Raw genomic sequence first — 20,798 nt, 5'->3', positions numbered from 1 at the left:
CGTAAGAATACTATCCCCCAACACACCCTTGGCGCCGCAGGTCCGAGACTGTCATATCGGTTACACTAACCTACTTCCGTTTTCTGCCAAGACCGCCTCGTCTCGTATTCCCGGGGACGTTGTTCATGCCTGCCATTTTCTTCCCGGTCACGGGGTCTTTCAGGTTACCTTTCCACCGCATCCAGAATAGGCCGAAACCGGACTTCAGTCAAGGCACGACAAACAAGAGTGGCCAAGTGGCCCAGCGGCCAGACTGCCACCCTGTCCTTGACCCTGTCCTCGACCAAACTAAGATAGTGCCAACTGATGGCGCAACGCCGACCGCCGACCGCTGACCGCCGACCATTGACCACAACGATACTACCCGCGCTGGCGGTTGTGTTGACGTTCGCCATCCGGCTGTGGTTCATTCTGGAGATGCGTGGCCATCCATTTTCGGTCATCTCAGCCCAGGTGATTGACTCCTGGTACTACCACACCTGGGCCCTGGACATCGTGCACAAGAGCTTATGGGGCAACGAAGTCTTCTTCCTGCGGCCGCTATATCCCTACATGCTCGCCGGGCTGTATGCCATATTCGGCCCAAAGGTGTTCCCGGTGCAGTTGTTCCAGTGCTTCCTCGCTGCAGTCTCCTGCTTCCTGCTCTACGACTCGACCCGGCGTATCTTTGGCCGCACCAGTGCCCTGTTCGCTGCGTTCGGGTTCGCCCTGACCGGCATTATCGTGTTCTACACCGGCGCTCTGCTCTATGTCGAGGTCACGGTGTTCTTCTCACTCCTGACCCTGTGGCTTGTGCTGTGGAGTGTAACCTCACCCTCACCCCTTGCCTCTCCCTTCAAGAAAGAAGGGAAGGAAGGAAAAGGACAGAAACCACCTTCACCCTCTCCCTCCCCCTTGAAGGGGGAGGGAATGAAAGGGAGGGGGTCATGGCGCTGGGCTATTGCCGGGATATCGTTTGGCCTTCTGGTCATCTGCCGGCCGGAGATGCTAATCCTGCTTCCGGCGTTCGTCATCGTCCTGTGGCGCACACTGGGCGCAGGCCGCAGGGTGCAGACCGCACAACGCACCGCACCGCAGCTCGAAGTACGCTCGAACGCAAGCCCACCTTCACCCTCTTCCTCCCCCTTCAAGGGGGAGGGAACGAAAGGAAGGGGGGCTCCGACACGACTGCGAGCTATCATCACCATGACCGCCTGCGCGCTGGCCACAATCGCCGTGGTGCCGATTCGGAATCTCATCGTTGCCCGCGAACCGGTGCTGTTCACCGCGCATTCGGGCATCAACTTCTACTACGGCTGGAATCCATGGACCGACGGCACCTGGCAGCAGACCGAGCTGGAGCGTACTGCCGGCTTCTCGCATCAGCAGCTCAAGCGCATCAGCCGGATGATAGACGGCAGGGAGCTTTCCTGGTCTCAAGCCTCCGCATACTGGACAAGGAAAGGTCTGGAATTCGTCGTCCGTACCCCGGGTCGGAGCCTGTGGCTGCTTTCCCGCAAGTTTCTCCTGTTCTGGTCCAATTACGAAGTTCCTAGCAACTACTACCCGGAAACTGCCTGGCCCTACTCGGTTGCGCTCAAAGTTGCGTTTCTGAATTTCGGCCTGATTGCAGCCTTGGGCTTGGTCGGTGTCTTCCTAGCACTAAGCAGGAACGGTTCCAGAGTTCAGGGGTTCCAGGGTTCAAGTGCCGGACCTCATCCTTCTGTCCCTCTGGCCCTCTATCCCCTATTCTTCATTCTCGCCTTCCTCGTATCTTCTCTCGTTTTCTACGTTCTTTCCCGCCTGCGCGCGCCGGTGATTCCGTTCTTCCTGATGTTCGCCGGGTATGCCGTGGCCGAGACGGTTTCAGCCATAAGGCAAGGGAAATGGATGAGGTCGGCTGTTATCTCTGCCGCCGCCATCATCTTGTACGCCGGGTCCGGTCTCATCCCGGTTGACCGCCGAACGTACACTGCTCAAGCCTGGACCCAGGCCGGAAATACTTACATGACGATGGGAAGCAGCCGAGCATTCGACGCATTCCGCCGGGCCATTGACGCGAATCCGGCCAACCCGGTGGCCCGGTACGGACTGTTTGTCGCCTATGCCGGACTGGGCCGAACCAAGGAGGCAGAAGCCGAGTACCGGGAGTTGGCCAAGGTAGTCGGCACCGACCCGCGCAACCGCGTGCTGGCCGAGCTGGCCGGCGGCCGCCTCGCTATCGCTCGCCGCGATTTTGCACTTGCCATCCGGCACTACAAGGCTGCGGTCGAGCTCGACCCGCTGAACGCCGAAAACTATTACCTGCTCGGCCTGGTGTACGTCTCGATGGATAGCCTTGAACCGGCTCGAGCCGCATTGTCCCAGGCTATTCGTATTGACCCGAATCACGACGCGGCCCGGTCCTCGCTCGAAAAGGTCGAAGCCCACCTGGCACCAAGACAACAGTTATAGGGCTCCAGGATTGAATGGTTCCAGTGGGGAATCGGACCAACCGAGTCCGATGGCCTTCACTTGGCCCTCAAACCCCTTCTCTGCTTGACTTCCGCGTTCTGATGGCTAGAACTTAGCATGTCTGAACTGACTCCTTCGTTACACTGGCATCTGCCTGAGCCGCCTGCGGCGGATACAGCTCTCCTCGCGCGAGAACTGAACCTGCCTGAACTCGCAATCCGGCTGATGCTCCGCCGCGGCCTTGCCAGTGCCGACGCAATCCGCGGTTTTCTCACACCCTCTCCAGCCCTGCTGCACCAGCCCGCAACTCTCCCCGACATCAAGGTCGCGACCGAGCGGATTATTGCGGCACTCGAACGCCGGGAGCGCATCTGCGTGTACGGCGACTATGATGCAGACGGCGTCACCGGTACCTGCCTGCTTGTGTCCGCGCTGCGCCGGCTCGGAGCGGATGTGGTCTATTACCTGCCGCACCGCGAGTCCGAAGGATACGGTCTCTCGCTTGCCGGCGTCGAGTTCTGTCGCGAAACAGGCGCGAAGCTGCTCATCACCAACGACTGCGGTTCAACCGACCGTGAAGCAGTGACCGCTGCGGCCGCGGCCAGTATTGACGTAATCATCACTGACCACCACGAAGTGCCGGTCGAACCGCCGCGAGCACTTGCCCTGGTCAACCCTAAACGACCCGGCTCTGCCTACCCATTTACCGAGCTGGCCGGCGTCGGCGTCGCTTTCAAACTTGTCTGGAGCCTCCTTTCTGCACTCGGCCGGCCCCGACAGGAACTTACCTGCCTCCTCGACCTAGTCGGCATCGGCACTATCGCCGATATGGTTCCGCTGGTTGGTGAGAACCGCATCCTGGCAAGACTTGGACTTGCTGCAATTCGCTCAACCGACCGACCCGGGCTGCGCGCCCTGATGCGCCGTGCTGGAATCCCGGACCGACCGCTCACAAGTTACGATGTCGGTTTCATCATCGGCCCGCGTCTGAACGCTGCAGGCCGTATCAGCCACGCCAGCACCGCGCTTGAACTTCTGCTCGCCGACGACCAGACCCAGGCCGACCGCCTTGCCGCCGAGCTTGACGCCCACAACCGAGACCGTCAGACTCGAGGCGAAGAGACAACGAAACAGGCAATGGCCCGCGTCGAAGCCGAGGGACTCGACAAGCGCCGTGTCGTGGTCGTGGCCCAGGAGGACTGGCACCGGGGTGTAATTGGCATCGTCGCAACCCGGCTGGTCGAACGCTACTACCGGCCCTGCATCGTCATTTCGCTTGAGGGCGAAACGGGAAAGGGTTCGGGCCGCTCGGTCAACGGTTTCAATCTTTATGAATCGCTCAAAGCAGCCGCTGAGTACCTGTCCAGTTTCGGTGGACACAAGTATGCCGCCGGGCTCGTAATTGACCGCAACCGAATACCGCAGTTCACCGATGCTATCAATCGCTATGCCGACAGCCTGCCCGAGGAGCTGTACAAGCCCAGCATTGACGTTGATGCAGTGTGTCAGCTTGACGAGATCAACGACGACCTTGTCCGGTTCCTCGACCAACTCGAACCATACGGACCTGAGAACCGGCGTCCGGTCTTCGCTACTCTCGGACTCGAGGTTGTAGGATTCCCACGGCGGTTCGGCCGCAACCAGGAACACCTGAAACTAGCCCTGCGCTCGGGCGAGACCGTGCGTGACGCAGTCGCCTGGCGTCGCAGCGAGCTCTTGACCGACATCGAGGTCGGCTGTAAAGACTACCTCGACATCTGCTTCACCGTGGATAGAAATACGCACCAAGGCCGTGCTGCCACTCGGCTCATACTGACCGACCTGCGGACACGAACACCGAGATAACGCGGACCGATCAAGATGCCTGGTTGCGTTCCGGCGAACTGGCGAATCCACCTGGCGAATGGAATAGAATACTACGAGTCTCAACCCGCTCCTGGCTTTGTGATAGCCTTCACTACCCGCAAGGGCGGTGTCTCGCGCGGCCCTTACGATTCTCTGAACCTGTCCCTGCAGGTTGGCGATGAAGAGCACGCGGTCAGAGAAAATCTGCGTCGGGTCAGGCACGCCCTTGGCATCACTACACTCTTCACAATGAACCAGATTCACTCTGCACGGGTGGTATTCTTCGCCGAACCGGACAAGCAGGAAAAGCAACAGGAGGCTGACGCAGCCTTCAGCGATTTACCCGGCATCGGACTCGGCATCAAGGTTGCGGACTGCCTGCCGGTGTATATCTGGTCATGCAAACCACCTGTAGTCGGCCTTGCCCACTGCGGATGGCGGGGCACCGCCACCAGACTTGCCGAGAAACTCGCACAACAGATGTCCGAACGATTCTCGGTTCCGCTACCGCGTCTGCACTTCGCCCTCGGCCCCTGCATCTGCGCTGACTGCTACGTTGTAGGTGAGGATGTCGCCGCCGAGTTTCGCCAACAGTTCCCCTCGGCCGACCGTTTCCTCCGTCCAGCGGAACAACAGGAGGTATCGGAAAGCCAACGGTTCGACCCCTTGAACCCTAGAACCCTGGGACCCTGGAACCATTTTCGCTTCCACCTCGACCTCCGCTCCGCCAACCGCAGCCTGCTCACGGGGTTGGGCCTCGTCGAGGCCGGCTCGCTCGACCTCTGCACCAAAGAGAACCCGGAGCACTTCTACTCGGTCCGCCGTGACGGCACTGCTGGCCGCAACCTTGCCGTAATCGTCCTGCGGCGTGCAAAATGGTAGCGACCGGGACTGAAAAGTCCCGGCCGCGACGTAATTGTGCGTGCGCTACCAGCGATAGTGGGCAAAGGCGCGGTTTGCCTCTGCCATCTTGTGAGTATCTTCCTTCTTCTTGACTGCCGCGCCCTGGTTCTTGCTGGCATCAATCAGCTCAGCTGCCAGTCGCTCGACCATCGTGTGCTCGCTCCGTGTCCGGGCCGCTTCGATTGTCCACTTTATCGCCAAGGCATCGCGCCGCCGGGGTCTGACTTCCATCGGAATCTGGTAGGTCGCGCCACCGACCCGGCGGGGACGGACTTCAAGCACCGGTTTGACGTTGTTCATCGCCTTCTGGAATACCTCGTACCCGTCTTCGTTAGTTCGTTCGGTGATGAGTTGCATCGCACCATAGAACACGCGCTGGGCTACCGTTTTCTTACCGTCCCACATCAAGCTGTTGATAAACTTGGCAACAAAAGGCGAGCCGTATCTGGGGTCGGGTGCTGGTACGGTTGGAGTTGCCCTTCTTCTACGTGACATTGCTTCTCCCTACTGTGCGGCCTGAGTCTTCGGCCGCTTCGCACCATACTGACTGCGGCCCTGTCGCCGGCCTTCGACTCCTGCCGTATCCAGGACTCCTCGTACGACGTGATACCTCACGCCCGGCAGGTCCTTCACGCGGCCACCCCGAACAAGCACAATCGAGTGTTCCTGCAGGTTGTGACCCTCACCCGGGATGTAGCAGGTAATTTCCTGTCCGTGGGTCAGCCTGACCTTGCACACTTTGCGCAGCGCCGAGTTTGGCTTCTTGGGGGTCGTGGTGTAAACCCTCGTACAGACCCCGCGCTTCTGCGGGTTGCCGCGGAGCGCCGGCGTCTTGGATCGTGCGCGGGCAACACGTCGCGGCTTTCTCACAAGCTGATTGGTGGTCGGCATACTACACCACCTCCTGCGTAGCACCTGAACTTTGTACTGTGAACTCTGGGACTACAATTCTCATTCTGAAGCTACCTCCTGCTCACCCTTTTTTGGCTCCTCAGTAGCAAGCTTGATCCGGCAGAACTCTCGGAACCCGGTGCCGGCCGGAACCAGCCTGCCAACGATGACATTCTCCTTTAGCCCGCGGAGCTTGTCCAGCCGACCCTGGATTGCAGCCTCGGACAGCACCCGGGTGGTTTCCTGGAATGATGCTGCGGAAAGGAAGCTGTCGGTCAAGAGCGCCGCGCGTGTTATGCCGAGAAGTATCGGCTGAAAACTTGCCGGCCGCAGGTTCTCGGCCACAAGCTTCTGGTTTTCCTCGTATAGTCTTCTCCGCTCAACAATTTCACCCTCGATGAAGTTCGAATCGCCAGCGTCAATGACCTTCACCTTACGCAGCATCTGTCGGACAATCACCGAGATGTGTTTGTCGTTGATTTTCACCTTCTGCAGCCGGTATACCGCCTGAATCTGGTTAGTCAGGAACTCCTGCACGGCCAGCCAACCCTTGACTCTAAGAACATCGTGTGGGTCAACCGAACCCTCGCACAGCTTGTCGCCGGCGAGAACCTGGTCGCCAGTCTGGACCAAGAGATACTTGCCGTACGGGATCTCGTAAACTTTGTCGGTTCCACCCTCAGAAGTGACCCTCACCTCCCGGATGCCCTCCTTAGGCTCGCCGACATGAACCGTGCCGTCAATCTCCGAGATAACCGCCGGGTCCTTCACGTGCTTGGCCTCAAACAGTTCGGCCACCTTTGGCAGACCGCCGGTTATATCCCTAGTCCGGCCCATCTCTCGCAGCAACCGTGCCAGCGTGTCACCTGGCACAACCTCAGTGCCATCGTCGGCCACAAGGTAAGCTCCGGCCGGCAGGGCATGGGTTTCCAGTGTCTTGCCCTTCGCGTTCACAACCGTGATTCTCGGGTGGCGCCGCTTCTGCCGGTCTTCGGTAATGATCCGCTGCATCCGCTCGGTCCGTTCGTCAATGTCTTCCCGCACTGTGATGCCAACCTCAATGTCGTGGTACACAACCTTACCCGCTGCCTTCGCCATGATCGGAATCGAGTACGGCTCCCACTCAAAGAGCGTCTCGCCTTCAGCCACGTCCTGCCCGTCTTTGACCCGGACAACCGCACCTGCTGGTACATTGAATGGCACCGCCCGGTCCGGAGCAGTCACCACTATCCGACCTTGGTCGAGCGCCACCGTCTCACCATCGGACCGGGCCGAGACCACCAACCCTTCATACTTCACGTGACCCGAGTACTTGGCCGTGGCCTTGGTCTGCTCCGCCACGCGGGCTGAGACACCGCCGACGTGGAACGTCTTGAGCGTAAGCTGGGTACCCGGTTCGCCAATTGACTGCGCCGCGACAACGCCAACCGCTTCGCCGATTTCCACAATTCGGCCGGTTGCGAGATTACGGCCGTAGCATTTCACGCACAACCCGCCCGGTGTCTCGCAGGTCAAAACCGACCTGACCCTGACTTTCTCGATACCGTAATCTTCGATCTCTTGAGCTGCTTTGTCCGAAATTTCATCTCCTGCCCGGACGATAACCTCGCCTGAGATCGGATTCACGACATCGTCCACCGCGAATCGGCCCGCGATGCGCTCCGCCAGAGGCTCGACGACCTCACCGCCCTCTCGCAGTGCGGTAACTTCCTGACCAAGAATTGTGCCACAGTCCTCCTGGGTTATTACAACGTCCTGCGCCACGTCCACAAGGCGGCGTGTTAGGTAACCGGCCTCCGCGGTCTTGAGCGCGGTATCGGTAAGACCTTTGCGCGCACCGTGGGTCGAGATGAAATACTCCCAGACCGACAACCCTTCGCGGAAGGAACTCTTGATCGGGGTCTCAATAACCTCCTCGCCGACCGACCGGCGCTGCGGTTTAGCCATCAGGCCGCGCATCCCGCCGATCTGCGAAGCCTGAGTCCGGGAACCTCGCGCGCCAGAGTCAATCAGCATGAAAACCGGGTTGAATCCCTCCTGGTCCTGGCTCAACCGCTTCATCAGCGCTTCTTCGACCTCGGCTGTAGCCAGTGTCCAAGTATTCACTACCAAGTTGTACTTCTCGGCATCGGTCATCAGCCCACGCTCGTACGCCCGCTGAACCCGGCGCAGCGCCTTCTCCGAACGCTCGAGTACTTCAGCCTTCTCCGGCGGCACGGTCACGTCATCCATGCCGATTGACAGTCCGGACCTCGTTGCCATCTCAAATCCCAGGTCCTTGATGTCGTCCAACAGTTTCGCCGTCGCGTCCATGCCGAGAGTTCGCGAACACAGGTCAACTGCCGCCACGAGCTTATCCTTACCATAGGTCTCGTTCACAAACCGCAGCGACTTGGGCAACACCTCGTTAAAAAGCACCCGCCCCACCGTCGTATCGTAGACCTTGCCTTCGTAATGAAACTTAACCGGCTCGTGGATATCAAGCTCACCTAGTTCATAGGCCGAGTGCACTGTAGCGAAGTCGTCAAAGTGTTTCTTCGCCTCGCCGCGGGAAGGCCTGGTTTTGGTCATGAAGTACACCCCGGCCACAATGTCCTGCGACGGCACCATCAGCGGTCGGCCGTGCGCAGGCGAAAGAATATTGTGGGAAGAAAGGGTGAGTACCGCTGTTTCGAGGATCGCCTCTGGCGTCAGCGGTACGTGCACCGACATCGTGTCACCGTCAAAATCGGCGTTGAACGGCGGGCACACGAGCGGATGAATCCCGATCGCCCGTTGCTCGGACAACCGAGGAAAGAAACCTTCGACCGAGATTCGGTGCAGAGTCGGTGCGCGGTTCAGCAGTACCGGGTGCTCGCGCGTCACCTCCTCAAGCACCTCCCATACCTCGGGCGCCTCCTTCCGGTACATTGATTTTGCTCCTCGCTCAGATTCGGCCAGCCGACGTTCCTCCAATTGTCTGAGAATCATCGGCTTGAACAACTCCAGGGCCATTTCCTTTGGCAGACTGCACTCGTGAAGCTTCAGCGTCGGCTCGACCACAATGACCGACCGGCCAGAGTAGTCAACCCGCTTGCCCAGAAGATTACGACGAAACCGGCCCTGTTTGCCCCGCAGTGCCTCGCACAGCGATTTCAGCGGCCGGTTTCCTCTGCCCCGCACCGGCCTGGGCCGGGTCTCGTTCGAGAAGAGTGTATCTACGGCATCTTGCAGCATCCGCTTCTCATTCTTGAGAATAATCTCCGGAGTCTTGATTGACATCAGGTGCTTGAGCCGGTTATTTCGGACAATGACCCGTTTATACAAATCGTTCAGGTCGGAGGTAGCATAACGCCCTCCCTCCAACGGCACTAGCGGCCGCAGGTCAGGAGGAATCACCGGCAGCACCTCGAGCACCATCCACTCCGGCTGGGCACCCGAAGTCCGGAACGCCTCAACCACCCGAAGTCGCCGTAGTAGGTCAAACCGACGGGAAGTCTCGTGCTTAATCCGAGCACGTAGTTCTGCGGCAAGGTCTTCCAGTTCGATCTTGGACAATAGTGTCTTGATTGCGGCCGCACCAGTCCCTGCCTCAAAACCATCGTACCGACGGCTGTACTCACGATAGTCCTCTTCAGCCAAAAGGTCCATCTTCTTGAGCGGCGAGTCGCCTGGCTCAATCACCACATATGCCTCGTAATTCAGCACTGCCTCGACTTGGTTGATGGAAAGCGCCAGCATGAGCCCAATCTTCGAAGGTGGCACCTGGTAGAACAACGTGTGGGCAACCGGCACGACCAGTTCGATGTGCCCCATCCGATGACGCCGCACCGCCGAAGTCGTCACCTCGACGCCACAACGGTCGCACACAATGCCCTTATACCGAATCTTCTTGTACTTACCACAGTTACACTCATAGTCCTTCACCGGACCAAACACGCGCTCACAGAACAGTCCGTCCCGTTCCGGCTTCTGGGTGCGGTAGTTGATTGTCTCGGGCTTTATCACCTCGCCCGAGGACCAGCTCCGGATTGTTTCCGGCGATGCAATCCGCAGCCGCAGTGCGTCAAAGTCTCGGAAATCCCTGTCAGCAATCATGGTATCCGCCCTCCTCGTCCACCCGCCCCAACTTGCCACGCAGCGGCCTGCCATCTTGTTTCTGTTCTCCGTAGTCGTCCGCCCCTCATACCGTCTCCTCCTTGCGTTCTGGAACCAACTCCAGTCCTAAGCCCTGGAGTTCCTTGACAAGAACCGAGAAAGATGCCGGTGGTTTTGGCCGAGGCGGATTCTTGCCCCGAATCAGTGCCTCGTAAAGCACGCTCCGACCCTCAACATCGTCCGACTTTATCGTCAGCATTTCCTGCAGAGCATGAGCTGCACCATACGCCTCAAGCGCCCAGACCTCCATTTCGCCGAACCGCTGGCCGCCAAATTGAGCCTTGCCCCCGAGCGGTTGCTGAGTAATGAGCGAATACCGGCCTGTTGACCGGGCATGGATCTTGTCGTCCACCATGTGGACCAGTTTCATCATGTAGATCATCCCGGTTGTTATCTTCTCCTTGAAGGGTTCACCGGTCCGGCCGTCATACATCGTAATCTTGCCGTCATCCGGCAGCCCGGCCTGACGTAGCTCCTCCTTGATGTCCTCCGGTGTGGCTGAGCGAAATACCGGGCAGACCGCTTGGTACCCGAGTACGCTTGCGGCCCAGCCCAAGTGCGTCTCGAGAACCTGACCGAGGTTCATCCTTGAGGGCACACCCAGCGGGTTCAGCACGATGTCAACCGGCAACCCCCTCATCCCGCGCACAGTCTCAGATACCCCATCTTCAGCACCGACCGCTATGTAGGGCATATCTTCGACGGGCAGGACCTTCGACACTACGCCTTTGTTACCGTGCCGGCCCGCCATCTTGTCGCCGCAGGACAGCCGGCGTTTCTGGGCGATGAATACCGTTATCCATTTCAAGACACCGTGAGGCAGCTCGTCGCCACGCGTAACACGCTCCAGTTCAGCGAGCTTTTCACGCTCCGCCTCCGCGAGACCGTCCTCGTACTCCTTCATGGCTGCCCGGATTGCCGCCTGTCTCTTTGGGTTCGATACCAACTGCTCGAAGTTCCGCACCCGGTTGAACTCATCAGACTCCAGAAACTCATCGGTAATCGGATGGCCGGCCTTGTGCACAATGCGACCTTTGGCGTCCTTGGCCGGCGCTGCTGCCTTCTGGTCGCGCAGCACCGAACGCAGCTTGCCGTTGCGTCGCTCCAGAAGGAACTGCTTTCGGAGCTCGAACTTGTGTTCGGCATCACCAGCCCGTTCCTTCTCCAGTCGGCGCGACATCGGGTCCCCGAGCTTGCGCGACAGAATCCGCCGGTTGACCACAACCCCGAATACACCCGGGTCAACCCGAAGCGAAGTGTCCTTGACATTCGAGGCCTTCTCGCCAAAGATGGCCCGCAACAGCCTTTCTTCGGGTGTGAACTCAGTCTCACCTTTGGGCGTAATCCGGCCGACCAAAATATCATCTGGTCCGACCTCGGCACCGACTCTTATCACCCCGAATTCGTCTAGGTTGCGCAGGTCGTCTTCGGTGGCACCCGGAATATCACGAGTTATCTCCTCAGGTCCGAGTTTGGTCTCACGAGCCTGAATCTCAAACTCCAGTATCTGGATAGATGTAAACGCATCATCGGCCAGAAGCTTTTCCGAAACGATGATTGCGTCCTCGTAGTTGTACCCGCGCCAAGGCACAAACGCGACGAGTACATTGCGGCCCAGCGCGAGCTGACCACCCTCGGTTCCCGGACCATCGGCCAACAGGTCGCCCTGCTTGACGACGTCACCGACTTTCACCACCGGCCGCTGGGACAAACAGGTGTACTGATTCGACTTCTTGTACTTGAGCAGCTTATATTCCACGAGACCGGTCTCGGTCCTCACGACAATCGTCCGCGCGTCAACCTTGGTAACTACGCCGGCCTCACTTGCGCGCAGCACCGCACCCGACTCGGTTGCGAACTTCTCCTCGACACCGGTCGCAACCAGCGGTCGCTGCGGTTCCAGCAGCGGCACCGCCTGACGTTCCATGTTCGATCCCATCAGTGCCCGGTCGGCGTCGTCATGTTCCAGGAACGGAATAAGAATCGTTGAAGGCGAAAAAATCTGCATCGGCGACACGTCCATGAAGTCAACCTCGGCTGGCGGTACAACGACGACGTCGCCCTGGCGTCGGCAGACGACTTCTTCCTTGGCGAACCGGTTATCCGGAGTCAGTTCGGCATGGGCCTGAGCGATGGTGTAACGTTCCTCTTCTTCCGGATTCAGGAAAACCTCATTGCCGGCGCCAATCATGACCTTGCCTTCCCGTACCGGCCAGTAAGGCGTGTCGATGAACCCATAACGGTCTACATTGGCATAGGTCGAGATTGTCGAAATCAACCCGATGTTGGGACCCTCCGGTGTCTCAATCGGACAGATACGGCCATAGTGCGAATAGTGAACGTCCCGGACTTCAAAGCCGGCCGTCTCTCTCGTCAGGCCGCCAGGTCCGAGCGTTGAAACCCGCCGCTTGTGGGTAAGCTCGGCCAGCGGATTGGTCTGCTCCATAAACTGACACAGCTGACTCTGGGTGAAGAACTTCATCACGGCATTGGCCACCACACGGGTATTGACCAGCTCCTGCGGGTTAAGTTGGCTCTCGTCGACAAACGCGACCCGTTCTCGAATGGTCTGCGCCAATTGCATCAGCGCGGCCCGAAACTGGTTTTCCAAGAGTTCACCGACCTGCTTGACCCGCCGGTTCGACAGGTGATCAACATCGTCCGGCTGGAGCCTCACGAGCTCGCTAGTGAACTTCACTCCGGCCTTGCGCAGTACCTCCTCAGCCCGCTCTCCTTCCTCGCCCATGCGGTAGGTCAGCTCCAGCACTGTCAGTCGTTCGTGCCAGAACTCCTGTCCCGGCTCCACCCCGGCTTCCTTCAGCATCTCAAGAACCGACGAACGCTCGGCAGCGTTCCTGGTCGTACACCGAATCCGTCGCAACCGCGCCTCTCCAGCGAGAGCGAGAAGTTGTGCAATGATTGCCACGACATCGTCCTTGAGCAGACCGGTTTCCTCCAGCGGCACCTTGCGCATCAGTCGGCGGTTGAGTTTGTACCGTCCGACTTCCGAAAGATCGAACCGCTTAGGATCAAACAGCATTCCGACGATGACGTTCTCCGCTACCTCAAGCGAATGTGGGGCGATCGAGCGCAGCCGATAGTAGATCTGCTTGATTGCATCTTCCTTGGAATCAGCTCTGTCCGCCTGCAGGGTATTGGCCAGTATATCCACGCCGGGTAGCTCGGCGTCAACTACGTCGCCCTCGGTGATTCCCTTGGTTGCAAGAAAATCCAAGAGCCCTTGGGTCACGAACTCGCCCGGCCGGGCAAGAACTACCTCGCCATCTCGGATGGCTTTAGCCAGCATCTGGCCTGGAGCCAGCCGACGGCGCTCAACCTTGTACAACCGTTCAATCAGGTCCTCGTGGGTGAACCCGATCGCCTGCATGAACGTCGCCGCCGAAATTCTGCGTTTGCGGTCGAGTAGCACCACCATCGTCCGATGCCGGTCAACAACTACCTCAAACCAGGCGCCGCGCAGTGGCACAAGGAGCCCTGAATATTCCCCGCCCTCCTGCGAATAGTAAACCCCCGGTGCCCGGTGGAGCTGGTTCACAACCACCCGCTCCACCCCGTTGATGATGAAGGTCCCGTTCACGGTCATCCAGGGCAGCTCGCAGAAGAAAACCTCCTGCTCGAGTACCTCGATCGGTTTTGCCGTCTCTTGCGCAGGGTCCTTGCGAACCATCCGGAACACGACCTTGAGCGGCATCGAGTAATTGACACCCTTGGCGATTGCCTCCTCAGGCGAGTACTTCGGCTCGCCGAAGCTGTAGCTGACGTACTCAAGACTGAAGTTCTTATGCACGTCTTCAATCGGGAATGTCTCTTTTAGCACCAGTTCGAGACCCTGACGCTTGCGCTGAGCCGGCTCTACTCCGTGCTGAACGAAATCGGCAAACGAGTTGAGCTGAAGCGAGAGCAGGTTGGGGATTTCCAGGAAGGTGCCCGTCTTGGCGAAGTCCTTCTGCTTCATCCTGGCTGCCTCCATGGTTGTTAGACCACCGCGTTTCGGCTGGTTATGGTCGGCCGACACAAGTTCTTGGGCCGGACTCGACCCCGCATCGGCCGTGCTTCTTGAGGTGACAGCGTTGCTGTCACTTTATCTCGACCTTGGCTCCGACTTCTTCCAGCTTCGTCTTTATCTTCTGTGCCTCTTCCTTCGAAACGTTCTCTTTGATCGTACTCGGTACGTGGTCAATGATGTCTTTGGCTTCCTTGAGTCCGAGCTGAGTAACGGCTCGCAGCTCCTTCAGGACCTGGATTTTCTTGTCACCGACTGAAACCAGCTGGACGGTAAACTCAGTTTGTTCCTCAGCCCCAGCTTCAGCCGGCGCGGCGGCTACGGCGCCCGCTGCCGGCGCCGGCCCTGTGGCGACAAAAGCCGGCCCTGACACACCAAACTTTTCCTTCAACTCCTTTACCAAGGCTGCCAGCTCGGTCACGGTCAGCCCCTCGATTGTCTCGACAACCTGCTGAACTTTACCTTCTGCCATCATTCCTCCTTAACCGGCGCTTTGCGCCGGGATTCCTTTAGAGAGTCCGAAACCCGGGCCGGGCTTCCGAGGTCACCCCGACTTCCGGATGTCGAACGCACATTTGCCTTCCGGTCAGTACTAGACATTCGGCTTAGTAGCAGCAATTCTCTATGTGCCCTCAACCGGGGTGTTGGACGGCCGCTTCGCAAGTTCTTCCATCACGAATACGAGCTCGGCCACAAGCTGCTCAAGTCCAAGCGCGAGTGCTTGAATAGGCGCGGCCAAAACGCCCACAAGTTGCCCCTGTAGGTCTGCCTTTGTCGGCAGCGAGGCCAGAAATGCGAACTTGTCCGCCGAGTACACCACGCCGTCAACATACGCGCCCTTCACTTTCAACGCTTCGATCTTTTTTACTATCTCCCGCAGGGTCCGAGCTGGCGCAATCGGGTCCTCGGCGCCGAGCACGAGCGAAGTCGGCCCACGCAGGAACTTCAACGCCTCCGGGGCTACGCCGTTTTCCTCTAGCGCCCGCTTCGCGAGCCGATTCTTCGCCACCCTAACTGTTGCACCAGTTTCGCGCAGCCGCCGGCGCACCGTGTTGAAGTCGTTTGCGCCAACCGCAGTAAAATCCACAAAATACAGCGCCGAAGCACGGCTGACCTTGTCTCGTAGTTCGGCCACTTCTCCTATCTTTTCTTGCCTCGGCATTATCGCCTCCGGTCCGTCGTCCAATCCCTTACCGCTCTGTCCATTATCGCCCCGCGGCGAGGAACTCGCGGGTATCAACCTTCACTGCCGGCCCCATTGTCGAGGACAAAACAACCTTGCGGACAAACTGTCCCTTGGCCGAAGCCGGCTTGGCCCGGAGCAGTTCGACCATGAACGTGCGCACATTCTCGGCCAATTGCTGATGTCCGAAAGAGGCCTTGCCTACCAACGCGTGCACGTTACCGGTCTTGTCAGCCCGGTAGCTGATCTGCCCGGCCTTCAGTGCCGCAACCGCTGGCCCGACGTCGAAGGTGACCGTCCTGGTCTTGGGCGAAGGCATCAGTCCCTTCGGTGCCAGAATCTTGCCCAGCCGGCCAACGACCGGCATCGTATCCGGTGTCGCCACCGCGGCGTCAAACTCAAGCCAACCCTCGCTGATTTTCTGCACAAGGTCCTCAAACCCGACGTAATCTGCACCCGCCGCCTTCGCCTCAGCCTCCTTGTCGCCCTTGCAGAACACAAGCACTCGTACTCTCTTGCCCGTACCATGCGGCAGCGCGACAGTGCCACGCACCGCCTGATCCTGTTTCTTCGGGTCTATCCCCAGACGCACGGCAATATCAACCGACTCGTCAAACTTCGCCGTCGCTCGCGCCTTGACTATCGCTACTGCCTCGTCGAGCGTGTATGTACGCTGCCGGTCAGTACCTTCGACCGCCTTGCGATAGCGCTTACTGTGCCGCATCAATCCTCCACTGTCAGCCCCATTGTGTGGGCAGTGCCTTCGATAATCTTGACCGCTGCCTCAAGGCTGTTCGCATTCAGGTCCCGCAGCTTCCGTTCAGCGATTTCGCGCACCGCCTTACGACTCACTGTTCCTACTTTGCTACGGTTCGGTTCGCTCGAACCTTTAGCCAGCCCCGCGGCTTGTTTCAGGAGGACGGACGCGGGCGGACTCTTGGTTACGAACGTAAACTTTCTGTCTGAGTAAACGGTCAGCACAACCGGAATCACCATGCCGGGCGGTTCCTTACGAGTAGCCTCGTTGAAGGCCTTGATAAACTCTGCAATGTTCACTCCGTGCTGACCTAGTGCTGGCCCAACCGGCGGAGCCGCCGTTGCCTGGCCGGCGGGAATCTGGAGCCTTACAACTGCCGTAACCTTCTTTGCCATTCACTCGCTCCTCTTGAAAGATCCGACGCACGACGCATGCCGCTGGATGCCGGCACAATCGTGCAGCACGATGCGTGGCATAGTCATCATATCGGCTGTACGTCCAAGAAATCCAAATCAATTGGTGTCGGCCGACCGAAGATTGTGACCGTTACCTTGACCCGCCGCCGCTCGGCGAAAATCTCCTCAACCTGACCAGTGAACCCGGCAAAAGGCCCCTTTGCCACCTTGACATTTTCGCCTTTCTCAAAGGGTGCCTCGGGTTGGGCCCGGTCCAGTCCCCGCTCAATCTGCTCAAGCATCGAAGCCACCTCCTCCTCGGACAGTGGAATCGGCTCCTTGCGCGTACCCAACATGTGCGTGACACCGGGAATAGCGTTGACAAGGTTCAGGGCTGCCTCACTCGGCTCCATTTCGACCACGATGTAGCCTGGATAAAGCCGACGCTCCTCGGCCACAAGCTTCGATTTCCTTACCCTGGTAACCTTTTCGGCCGGCATGATTACCCGGCCAAATGACTCCTTCAAACCACTGGCCTCAATTGCCTTCTCCAATAGCTCTTTGACCCGACGCTCCCGGCCGGTGTAGGTATGGACCACAAAAAACTTCATACCTTGGGACGCCGCCTACCGGAGTACAAGGTGTAGCAGCCGGGAAAAGATGAGGTCAAAGATGCCAATGAAAACTGCCAGCAGGGCTGAAAAAACGATGACCACAACTGTCGTCGTGAAAAGCTCCTTGCGCTTGACCCACGACACTTTCTTCATCTCGGCCACGACCTCAATCAAGTAATTCCTGATACGCTTTACGATACTCACGCTTGGCTACCGTGACGAAAAACTGGCAAGTCGAAAAGCGGGCCCTGCTCTTCGCCCGATCGTCTACAGGCCAGGAGGGATTTGAACCCCCAACCTACGGATTTGGAGTCCGCCGCTCTGCCGTTAGAGCTACTGGCCTTCGTTTGAAAAACCTCGACTTGAGACGCACAATACCAGCACCCACATTCTGGCACGAAGCGTGACGCGTGGTGCATGATGCGTTCCTACTTCACTTCCTTATGCTCGGTCTGCTTGCGACAGAACCGGCAGTACTTGGAAAGCGTCAATCGTTCGGTCTTCTTCTTATTCTTGGTCGTGTGGTAGTTACGTCGCTTACACTCGCCGCACGCCAGCGTAATCTGTGTCCGCATTCGCTACTCGATCACCTCAACGACCGTGCCGGCACCGACTGTCCGACCACCCTCGCGGATGGCGAACTTCGAGTTCTGCTCCAAAGCCACAGGCGTAATGAGCTCGATTGTCATCGTTATGTGGTCACCCGGCATCACCATCTCAACCCCTTCGGGCAGCGTCACCGTGCCGGTTACATCCGTAGTCCGGATGTAAAATTGTGGCCGGTATCCCGGGAAGAACGGCGTATGACGACCCCCTTCTTCCTTGGTGAGCACATACACCTCGCCCTTGAACTTACGGTGCGGTTTGATCGAACCCGGCATCGCAATCACCATCCCGCGCTCGACGTCTTCCTTGGCCACGCCGCGCAGGAGTAATCCGACATTGTCACCGGCATCGGCCGAGTCCAGAACCTTACGGAACATCTCGATTGACGTCACGACGCACCGGTCGTGCTTGCCAAAACCGACAATCTCCACCTCAGTGTTTGGCAGGAGCCGGCCGCGCTCGACCCGTCCGGTTACCACTGTCCCGCGGCCGGTAATCGAGAAGATGTCCTCGACCGGCATCAGGAAGGGCTTATCCGTATCCCGCACCGGGTCTGGGATAAAGTCATCCAGGGCCTTAACAAGCTTGAGCACCGCCTCTTCGTCCTCCGGTGATCCCTGAAGCGCCCTGGTCGCCGAACCGCGAATAATGGGTGTCTTATCACCCGGGAACTCGTACTTGTTCAAAATGTCACGGATCTCCAGCTCAACTAGGTCAATGAGTTCCTTGTCATCCACGAGGTCGGTCTTGTTCAGGAACACGACAATCGCCGGCACATTCACCTGTCGAGCCAGCAGCACGTGTTCGGTTGTCTGTGGCATCGGACCGTCGGCCGCGGAAACGACGAGAATTGCTCCGTCCATCTGGGCTGCCCCGGTAATCATGTTCTTGATGTAGTCCGCATGTCCGGGACAGTCAATATGTGCGTAGTGGCGTTTCTCCGACTGGTATTCCTGGTGCGAAATCGCAATGGTCAGGATCTTGGTCTCGTCCCGCCGACCGTGCGCTTCCGAAGCTTTCGCCACCTGGTCGTACGTAACGTACGTTGCCAGGCCTTTCTTCTCCAGCACCTTGGTGATCGCGGACGTAAGGGCCGTCTTACCGTGGTCAACGTGCCCAATCGTACCGACGTTCACATGCGGCTTAGTGCGTTCGAACTTTGCCTTCGCCATTTTGCCTTCCTCCTACTGGTCTCCTAACTCCAGTATTTCTTTTTACTCCTCAGGCTTCACCTGACTTCGTCCGAACCAGAAATGCGGAGCAACACTCCGCGGCCGGTCACAAGCCCACGGCCGGAATTGAACCGGCGACCACTTCCTTACCAAGGAAGTGCTCTACCGACTGAGCTACATGGGCGTTTTGCGGACAGCCGAGTATTATAAACACAACTTTCGGCCTGTCAACGACTGAATCATAACCAACCTCGGCCAAATCCGCATCCTACCGAGTTGTACCATCGAGCGCTAACACGCTCAGAAGAGAAGAGTTACAGGTGACCGACCAGCAAGCCACGCCAGCAAAAAGCGGGCGATGGGAGTCGAACCCACGCAAACAGCTTGGAAGGCTGTTGTGCTGCCACTACACCACGCCCGCAGGTGTGTAGACTGTTTTCCCCGCGAGTATCCGTGCACGTTCTGCCGGCAAAGCAAGTAGCGTTTTCTGCCACTGGCGGTGTTACCTCTTCGTCGTCATGCACTATGCCGCCGAGCCGAATGGCCGAATTACGGTACGACCGTGATGGACGGGGAAGGATTCGAACCTCCGTAGGCAAATGCCAGCAGATTTACAGTCTGCCCCCTTTAGCCACTCGGGAACCCGTCCGCAGTCGTTCAGATTCAGCCGACAGAGGGATTCGAACCCCCGACCTGAGGTTTACAAAACCACTGCTCTACCAACTGAGCTATGTCGGCAGGCTCCCGCCATTCTGGCGGAAACTCAGACTCAACTATATCCTGAAATCCCCGTACGTCAAGTAAGGTCGAGCTACCCGTCCCGCCCTGTTGCCTCATATATGGATGTACTCGAGGACGCCCCGTTGCCTCAGAATACATTTGTACTCGAATCATGAGCTTTGTCCAGCTTGAAGTCGAGATGGTTGCGTCGGCACTGCCTGTCCTTCGACCTCTTTGAGCAGTAGCCGCTGTATTCGCTCGCTTCCACGCTTCAGTTCTGCCGGGTTCAACCCAAGGTAGACCGTTTCGAGTTGTCTTTTGGTCGCCAGCGTCAATTCCTCCCACGCCAGCAGCCGCCGATAGGGCGTCTGTGCCCGGTCGTACCGTCTCCGAACCCGACTGCCCATCCGGACCTTCTCTACCAACTTCACCACCGGCTGGAAGAAGTTGGTGTAGGGCCGGAGCATCAGGTACAGCCGATTGAGCAACATCAGCTGGCGCTTCGTCTCGTAACGTAGATACCCGACGGCTCGCCGCACCACCGAGTAGTTCTTCTGCTCCACGTAGCAGTTATCGTTCTTCTGGTACGGTCGCGAGCGGCTGAACTCGAGCCCGCTCGCCAGACAATACTCGTATAGCGCCCCATTGATGAATTCGGGGCCGTTGTCCGAGTGAATCCCCATTAGGGGAAAGGGCAGCCGGCCCCGAATGTCACGCATCGCGGCAAACACCCAACAGTGCGCCTTGTTGCGTACCGCCTGAGTTTCGGTCCAGCCGCTATAAAGGTCTGTCACATCAAGCGTTTGGCAGTACTCGCCCCGGGCACAGCCACCGTCATGCGCGACGAGGTCGACCTGGACGTACCCGGGTCGGTTGACACAGTGCTCGGAGTGAGTGACAATCGGTACCTGCCGCAGGAGCGCTCGATCAGGTTTGGGCCGAGCCGGGTCCAAGAGCCGCTGCTTCATTTTCTCATCACGCAGGAGCCGGTCGATGGTTGCCGCGCTAATGGTCAGCAGTTTGGACCTGGTATCACTATCGAGTACCAGTTCTTCAAATCGCTCCAGGACCGGCACCAATTCGGGAAGAAACGGAGCCAACCGTTTACCACAGATGTA

Annotated in this window: 16 protein-coding genes and 5 tRNA genes; 3 read left to right on the top strand and 18 right to left on the bottom strand. The window is 58.5% G+C overall.

Annotated features, from left to right (window positions below):
• Positions 1-306: 306 nt before the first annotated feature.
• From ABIL25_00995 to ABIL25_00985, 3 genes are all read left to right on the top strand, one after another.
• On the top strand, positions 307-2,433 hold the full coding sequence (locus ABIL25_00995) for a tetratricopeptide repeat protein (GenBank protein ID MEO0080852.1): 2,127 nt from the start codon (positions 307-309) through the stop codon (positions 2,431-2,433).
• 117 nt (positions 2,434-2,550) lie between these two features.
• Positions 2,551-4,278: a single-stranded-DNA-specific exonuclease RecJ gene (recJ, locus tag ABIL25_00990; GenBank protein ID MEO0080851.1), complete on the top strand. Its 1,728-nt coding sequence runs from the start codon at positions 2,551-2,553 to the stop codon at positions 4,276-4,278.
• A gap of 99 nt (positions 4,279-4,377) precedes the next feature.
• Positions 4,378-5,160: a polyphenol oxidase family protein gene (locus ABIL25_00985; protein MEO0080850.1), complete on the top strand. Its 783-nt coding sequence runs from the start codon at positions 4,378-4,380 to the stop codon at positions 5,158-5,160.
• Positions 5,161-5,205: 45 nt separating this feature from the next.
• On the opposite strand, the gene rpsG is transcribed toward ABIL25_00985, so the two are convergent.
• The 18 genes from rpsG to ABIL25_00895 form a co-directional block, all read right to left on the bottom strand.
• Positions 5,206-5,676, bottom strand: coding sequence for a 30S ribosomal protein S7 (rpsG, locus tag ABIL25_00980; GenBank protein MEO0080849.1), 471 nt, complete (start codon positions 5,674-5,676; stop codon positions 5,206-5,208).
• Positions 5,677-5,685: 9 nt separating this feature from the next.
• Positions 5,686-6,072 carry a 30S ribosomal protein S12 gene (gene rpsL, locus ABIL25_00975; GenBank protein ID MEO0080848.1) on the bottom strand — a complete coding sequence of 129 codons (387 nt, stop codon included), beginning with the start codon at positions 6,070-6,072 and terminating at the stop codon, positions 5,686-5,688.
• 60 nt (positions 6,073-6,132) lie between these two features.
• Positions 6,133-10,149 (bottom strand): DNA-directed RNA polymerase subunit beta', encoded by a 4,017-nt coding sequence (gene rpoC, locus ABIL25_00970; GenBank protein ID MEO0080847.1) that lies wholly within the window; start codon positions 10,147-10,149, stop codon positions 6,133-6,135.
• Between the two features lie 85 nt (positions 10,150-10,234).
• Complete coding sequence (gene rpoB / locus ABIL25_00965) at positions 10,235-14,185, bottom strand: DNA-directed RNA polymerase subunit beta (protein ID MEO0080846.1); 3,951 nt, start codon at positions 14,183-14,185, stop codon at positions 10,235-10,237.
• A 121-nt stretch (positions 14,186-14,306) separates the two neighbouring features.
• Positions 14,307-14,705 (bottom strand): 50S ribosomal protein L7/L12, encoded by a 399-nt coding sequence (rplL, locus tag ABIL25_00960; protein MEO0080845.1) that lies wholly within the window; start codon positions 14,703-14,705, stop codon positions 14,307-14,309.
• 150 nt (positions 14,706-14,855) lie between these two features.
• Positions 14,856-15,395 carry a 50S ribosomal protein L10 gene (gene rplJ, locus ABIL25_00955; GenBank protein ID MEO0080844.1) on the bottom strand — a complete coding sequence of 180 codons (540 nt, stop codon included), beginning with the start codon at positions 15,393-15,395 and terminating at the stop codon, positions 14,856-14,858.
• Positions 15,396-15,438: 43 nt separating this feature from the next.
• Positions 15,439-16,143, bottom strand: a complete 705-nt coding sequence (gene rplA, locus ABIL25_00950) for a 50S ribosomal protein L1 (GenBank protein MEO0080843.1) — start codon at positions 16,141-16,143, stop codon at positions 15,439-15,441.
• Positions 16,140-16,568: a 50S ribosomal protein L11 gene (rplK, locus tag ABIL25_00945; GenBank protein ID MEO0080842.1), complete on the bottom strand. Its 429-nt coding sequence runs from the start codon at positions 16,566-16,568 to the stop codon at positions 16,140-16,142. The genes rplA and rplK overlap by 4 nt, the downstream gene beginning before the upstream one ends.
• Before the next feature lie 86 nt (positions 16,569-16,654).
• Positions 16,655-17,179 carry a transcription termination/antitermination protein NusG gene (gene nusG / locus ABIL25_00940; protein MEO0080841.1) on the bottom strand — a complete coding sequence of 175 codons (525 nt, stop codon included), beginning with the start codon at positions 17,177-17,179 and terminating at the stop codon, positions 16,655-16,657.
• A gap of 15 nt (positions 17,180-17,194) precedes the next feature.
• Positions 17,195-17,386 (bottom strand): preprotein translocase subunit SecE, encoded by a 192-nt coding sequence (gene secE / locus ABIL25_00935; protein ID MEO0080840.1) that lies wholly within the window; start codon positions 17,384-17,386, stop codon positions 17,195-17,197.
• Between the two features lie 66 nt (positions 17,387-17,452).
• Positions 17,453-17,525, bottom strand: a tRNA-Trp gene (locus ABIL25_00930).
• A gap of 85 nt (positions 17,526-17,610) precedes the next feature.
• Positions 17,611-17,757 (bottom strand): 50S ribosomal protein L33, encoded by a 147-nt coding sequence (gene rpmG / locus ABIL25_00925; protein MEO0080839.1) that lies wholly within the window; start codon positions 17,755-17,757, stop codon positions 17,611-17,613.
• A gap of 3 nt (positions 17,758-17,760) precedes the next feature.
• Positions 17,761-18,960 carry an elongation factor Tu gene (gene tuf / locus ABIL25_00920; protein MEO0080838.1) on the bottom strand — a complete coding sequence of 400 codons (1,200 nt, stop codon included), beginning with the start codon at positions 18,958-18,960 and terminating at the stop codon, positions 17,761-17,763.
• A gap of 111 nt (positions 18,961-19,071) precedes the next feature.
• Positions 19,072-19,144 (bottom strand) — tRNA-Thr (locus tag ABIL25_00915).
• Positions 19,145-19,310: 166 nt separating this feature from the next.
• A tRNA-Gly gene (locus ABIL25_00910) sits at positions 19,311-19,381 on the bottom strand.
• Between the two features lie 145 nt (positions 19,382-19,526).
• Positions 19,527-19,609: transfer RNA gene (locus ABIL25_00905), tRNA-Tyr, on the bottom strand.
• A 16-nt stretch (positions 19,610-19,625) separates the two neighbouring features.
• A tRNA-Thr gene (locus ABIL25_00900) sits at positions 19,626-19,698 on the bottom strand.
• Between the two features lie 152 nt (positions 19,699-19,850).
• Positions 19,851-20,798, bottom strand: a 948-nt coding sequence (locus ABIL25_00895; protein ID MEO0080837.1) for a transposase family protein, incomplete at its 5' end; no start/stop codon positions are given.

The organism is candidate division WOR-3 bacterium (assembly GCA_039801365.1).
In the GTDB taxonomy this organism is placed as follows: Bacteria; Hydrothermota; Tepidihabitantia; order Tepidihabitantales; family Tepidihabitantaceae; genus JBDRUN01.
This window is presented reverse-complemented; position numbering and strand designations above follow the sequence as displayed.

Excerpts from the sequence above, each read along its gene's own strand:
- ABIL25_00995 (MEO0080852.1), top strand. The coding sequence starts at position 307 with ATGGCGCAACGCCGACCGCCGACCGCTGACCGCCGACCATTGACCACA.
- recJ (MEO0080851.1), top strand. The coding sequence starts at position 2,551 with ATGTCTGAACTGACTCCTTCGTTACACTGGCATCTGCCTGAGCCGCCT.
- rpsG (MEO0080849.1), bottom strand. The coding sequence starts at position 5,676 with ATGTCACGTAGAAGAAGGGCAACTCCAACCGTACCAGCACCCGACCCC.
- rpsL (MEO0080848.1), bottom strand. The coding sequence starts at position 6,072 with ATGCCGACCACCAATCAGCTTGTGAGAAAGCCGCGACGTGTTGCCCGC.
- rpoC (MEO0080847.1), bottom strand. The coding sequence starts at position 10,149 with ATGATTGCTGACAGGGATTTCCGAGACTTTGACGCACTGCGGCTGCGG.
- rpoB (MEO0080846.1), bottom strand. The coding sequence starts at position 14,185 with ATGAAGCAGAAGGACTTCGCCAAGACGGGCACCTTCCTGGAAATCCCC.
- rplL (MEO0080845.1), bottom strand. The coding sequence starts at position 14,705 with ATGGCAGAAGGTAAAGTTCAGCAGGTTGTCGAGACAATCGAGGGGCTG.
- rplJ (MEO0080844.1), bottom strand. The coding sequence starts at position 15,395 with ATGCCGAGGCAAGAAAAGATAGGAGAAGTGGCCGAACTACGAGACAAG.
- rplK (MEO0080842.1), bottom strand. The coding sequence starts at position 16,568 with ATGGCAAAGAAGGTTACGGCAGTTGTAAGGCTCCAGATTCCCGCCGGC.
- nusG (MEO0080841.1), bottom strand. The coding sequence starts at position 17,179 with ATGAAGTTTTTTGTGGTCCATACCTACACCGGCCGGGAGCGTCGGGTC.
- rpmG (MEO0080839.1), bottom strand. The coding sequence starts at position 17,757 with ATGCGGACACAGATTACGCTGGCGTGCGGCGAGTGTAAGCGACGTAAC.
- tuf (MEO0080838.1), bottom strand. The coding sequence starts at position 18,960 with ATGGCGAAGGCAAAGTTCGAACGCACTAAGCCGCATGTGAACGTCGGT.